Annotated in this window: 3 protein-coding genes; all 3 read left to right on the top strand. The window is 66.3% G+C overall.

Annotated elements, in window-relative coordinates:
- Positions 1–456 (top strand): DUF1302 family protein (locus AC07PT_RS30365; RefSeq protein WP_492350758.1); only part of this gene is annotated, 456 nt, incomplete at its 5' end.
- Between the two features lie 197 nt (positions 457–653).
- On the top strand, positions 654–3,047 hold the full coding sequence (locus AC07PT_RS30360; protein ID WP_494659177.1) for an efflux RND transporter permease subunit: 2,394 nt from the start codon (positions 654–656) through the stop codon (positions 3,045–3,047).
- 20 nt (positions 3,048–3,067) lie between these two features.
- The coding region (locus tag AC07PT_RS30355; RefSeq protein ID WP_494659178.1) for a WD40/YVTN/BNR-like repeat-containing protein at positions 3,068–4,050 on the top strand (983 nt) is incomplete at its 3' end.

The following is a 4,050-nucleotide window of genomic DNA, read 5'->3' as shown; positions in this document are numbered from 1 at the left end:
TTCCTGGGCGCGGACACCGGCACCTTCATGGGCGAGCTGGTGCTGATCCGCTACCCGGGCCTGAAGTCGAGCTACAACGGCGAGCTGGTCTCGGCTGGGGGCTACAACTGGGGCCAGCAATACTCGGCCAGTGCCGCGCAGATCGCGGCCGGCACGCGCAACTCCTCGGGCATCAGCCTGGACTACAGCTGGGTGTACGACGGCAAGCTGCTCAAGGGCTGGCAGGTGGTGCCCGAGGTGGCGTACTTCAGGGCGCTGTCGGGGCGCACGCCCAACACGGCGGCCACCTTCATGCAGGGGGCCAGCTCGGTCAACCTGATCGTGAGCTTCATCCAGAACCCGGCGACCTGGCAGTTTGGCGTCAACTACGCGGCCTTCTGGGGCGGCAAGACGGTGTACGACCAGCCCCTGCGTGACCGCAACTTCGTGGGCGTGTACGCCTCGCGCAACTTCTGAGGCCCGCTGAGGCTTTGGATGGACTCCGTGTTTTTCTCTTCTTTCTCCGAGAAGGGTGGCGGGGGGGTTGATACCCCCGCCTTCACGGCCATCGCCCCCTGGGGCCTGCCCTGGGTGGGCGATGGCCTTTTTTCAATTTCTCTTGTTCGTGTTTTCTCTTCCGCTCTGCCTGAGCAGATAGCCTGAGGCCATACCTTATGTTGAACCAATGGGTCGGAGGCCTTGAGCGCTTCTTCTTCCTGTACCGCCGCGCCACGCTGGGCCTGCTGCTGGCGCTGACCGCTTTGATGGCCTTCTTTGCGCTGCAACTGCGCATGGACGCGGGCTTTGAGAAGCAGATGCCCAGCGACCACCCCTACATCCAGACCTTCCAGAAGTACCGCGCCGACGTGCTGGGCGCCAACCGGCTCAACATCGTCGTCAAGGCCCGCCAGGGCAGCATCTTCACGGTGGCGGGCCTGCAAAAGCTCTACGAAGTGACCCAGGGCGTGGTGTTCCTGCCCAGCATCGAGCGCCTGGGCGTTCAATCGCTGTGGACGCCCAACAGCTTTGTCAACGAGATCACCGAAGAGGGCTTTCGGGCCGACCCGCTGATCGACGGCACCATCTCCCCGGGCCAGCTCGACGAGGCCACCGTCAAGAAGATCCGCGAGGCCACCGCGCGCGGCGGCTTCATCGGCACCCTGGTCTCGCGCGACGAGAGCTCGGCCATGGTCACCGCCGAGATCATCGAGTACGACCGCGAGGGCAAGAAGGTCGACTACGTGGCCTACAACCGAGTGCTCGAAGCCCAGATCCGCCAGAAGTTCGAAGACGCGAACTTTGAGGTGCAGATCATCGGCTTTGCCAAACAGATCGGCGACATCGCCGACGGCGCCTCGGCGGTGCTTGAGTTTTGCGTCATCGCGCTGCTGCTGACGGCCGCGGCCGTGTACTGGTACTGCCACTCGCTGCGCTTCACCGTGCTGCCCATCGTGTGCTCGCTCACCTCGCTGGTGTGGCAGTTTGGTGCGCTGCACCTGCTGGGCTACGGGCTGGACCCGCTGGGCGTGCTGGTGCCGTTTCTGGTGTTTGCCATTGGCGTGTCGCACGGGGTGCAGCAAATCAACTTCATCGTGCGCGAGATCTCGCACGGCAAGAGCTGCTACGAGGCCTGCCGGGGCAGCTTCACCGGGCTGCTGATCCCGGGCACGCTGGCGTTGGTGACGGCCTTTGTGAGCTTTGTGACCCTGGTGATGATCCCCATCCCGATGGTGCGCGAGCTGGCCATCACCGCGTCACTGGGGGTGGCGTTCAAGATCATCACCAACCTGGTGATGCTGCCGGTGGCGGCCTCGTTCTTCAACGTGAGCAAGGCCTACGCTGACCGCGCCATGCTCAAGCGCGAGGCCCGCTCGGGCTGGCTGCGCACGCTGGCGCGGGTGGCCGAGCCGCGCAACGCCGCGGTGTGCCTGCTGGTGGTGGGCGCCCTCTTTGCGGTGGCCGTGGTCGAAGGCCAGGGGCGCGTGGTGGGCACCACCCAGCCCGGCGCGCCCGAGCTGCGCCCCGAGGCCCGCTTCAACCGCGACGCGGTGTCCATCTCAAGCAACTTTGACACCGGGCTCGATTGGCTCACCGTGGTCTTCGAGAGCACCGCCAAAGAAGGCAGCCCCGAGGCCGCCAGCCTGTGCGAGAACGTGAACCTGGGCCTGTACCAGGACCGCTTCACCTGGGCGCTGCAGCCCGTGCAGGGGGTGCTGTCGGTGTCCTCGTTCTCGGGCCAGATGCGGCTGTACAACGAGGGCTACAACGAAGGCAACCCCAAGATGAGCGTGGTGCCCATCGACCCGGGCAACTACGCGGCGCTGGCCACCGAGATCGGGCGCATCCGCGGCACCATGCGCAAAGACTGCAGCATGACGGCGGTGCACCTGTTCCTGACCGACCACAAGGCTGCCACCATCAACCGGGTGATTGCGGCGGTGGAGGCCTTCAAGAAGGCCAACCCGGGTGACGGGCCAGGCGAAGGCGTGCAGATCCGCCTGGCCTCGGGCAACGCGGGGGTGCTGGCCGCCATCAATGACGAGGTGGAGAAGAGCGAGCTGCCGATGATGTTGTACGTGTACGCGGCCATCGTGATCCTGGTGTTCCTGGTGTACCGAGACTTCAGGGCGGTGCTGGCGTGCTGCCTGCCGCTGACGGTGGGCACCTTCATCGGCTACTGGTTCATGAAGGAGCTGGACATTGGCCTGACGGTGGCCACCTTGCCGGTGATGGTGCTGGCGGTGGGCATTGGGGTGGACTATGCGTTCTACATCTACAACCGACTGCAGCTGCACCTGTCGCAGGGGCAGCCGATCGTGAAGGCGCTGGAGCACTCGATCCTGGAGGTGGGCACGGCCACGATCTTCACGGCCATCACGCTGGCGGTGGGGGTGGCGACGTGGTCGTTCTCGGAGCTGAAGTTCCAGGCCGACATGGGCAAGCTGCTGGCGTTCATGTTCATGGTGAACATGGTGATGGCGATGACGGCGCTGCCGGCGTTTGCGGTGTGGCTGGAGCGGCTGTTCCCGCGCAAGAAGCCCGTCAAGGCCCCGGGCCTGGCGCACTGAGCGGGGTGAACATGAAGACGATGATGAAGACACAGATGAAGAAGCACCTGAGCTTGCTGCCACTGGTGCAGATCGCTGCCATGGCCGCATGCCTGGCGATGCCTGCGGCGCAGGCCCAGGAACCCAACCCCAACGCCCCTCGGCTGGTGCCAGCGGCGCGCGTGGCCCATGCCGGCACAGCCTCTTTGCTGGGGGCCACGCGAGCGGGCGATCGCCTGGTGGCGGTGGGCGACCACGGCGTGGTGATGCTGTCCGACGACGGGGGCCGCCAATGGCGCCAGGCCAAGAGCGTGCCGGTGGACAGCACCCTGACCAGCGTATCGTTTGCCGATGCGCGCCAGGGCTGGGCCGCTGGGCATTGGGGCGTGATCCTGCACACCGAGGACGGGGGCGAGAGCTGGGCCGTGCAGCGCAGCGCCACGGGCGAAGACCGCCCGCTGTTTGCGCTGCACATGCTCGACGCCACGCACGGGGTGGCGGTGGGGTTGTGGTCATTGGTGCTGGTGACCGAGGACGGCGGCAAGCGCTGGAACCCGGTCACGCTCGCGCCGCCCGAGGGGGCACGCAAGGCCGACCTGAACCTGCTGAGCCTGTTTGCCACGGGCCAGGGCGTGCTGTATGCGGCGGCCGAGAAGGGCATGTTGTTGCGTTCAAGCGACCAGGGCCGGCACTGGAGCTACCTGAGCACGGGCTACAAGGGCTCGTTCTGGACCGGGGTGGCGCTGCCCGGGGGTGAGTTGCTGGCTGCGGGGCTGCGGGGCTCGTTGTACCGCAGCACGGATGAGGGGCGGCATTGGAGCCGCATCGACAGCCACAGCGAGTCGTCGATCACGCAGCTGCTGGTGCAGGGCGAGCAGGTGGCCGGTGTGGGGCTGGATGGGCTGCGCCTGCAAAGCCAGGACGGTGGGGCCAGTTTCAAGACAGAGGTGAGGCCCGATCACCTGGGGCTGACGGCGGGGGTGGTGAATGCGCAGGGGCAGCTGGTGCTGCTGTCCAAGCAGGG

The sequence above is a fragment of the Curvibacter sp. GW821-FHT09D12 genome (assembly GCF_059416245.1).
The sequence above is the reverse complement of the archived record's forward strand: the minus strand, read 5'-3'. Positions and strand labels throughout refer to the sequence as shown.

Coding starts and splice junctions, on each gene's coding strand:
- AC07PT_RS30360 (WP_494659177.1), top strand. CDS start 654: ATGTTGAACCAATGGGTCGGAGGCCTTGAGCGCTTCTTCTTCCTGTAC.